Raw genomic sequence first — 264 nt, forward strand, 5'->3', positions numbered from 1 at the left:
AACCATACAACACCCAAGTGGTTTTAAGTTGTGTGCTGTTTGACATAGTAGTATTGCGTAGGAATATGCAACATCACGTACATGAGTGATGAATAAGAGAAACAAAGAACACAAATGTATTTATACATCACTGAGACAAGTCTCACTGATACAGCTTTTTAGATTGTACCCTTTTTGTCTAGCGACAATAGCGACATGGCCCCACCTGATCCCATTCCGAACTCAGAAGTGAAACGTGTTAGCGCCGATGGTAGTGTGGGAGTT

At 41.3% G+C, this 264-nt stretch carries 1 rRNA gene; it reads left to right on the forward strand.

From position 1 onward, the window contains the following. Positions 1-177: 177 nt before the first annotated feature. Positions 178-264: ribosomal RNA gene (gene rrf, locus H4J61_RS02235) — 5S ribosomal RNA — on the forward strand; the annotation flags it as partial.

The sequence above is a fragment of the Colwellia sp. MB3u-4 genome (genome assembly GCF_014077065.1).
Taxonomy (GTDB): Bacteria; Pseudomonadota; Gammaproteobacteria; order Enterobacterales; family Alteromonadaceae; genus Cognaticolwellia.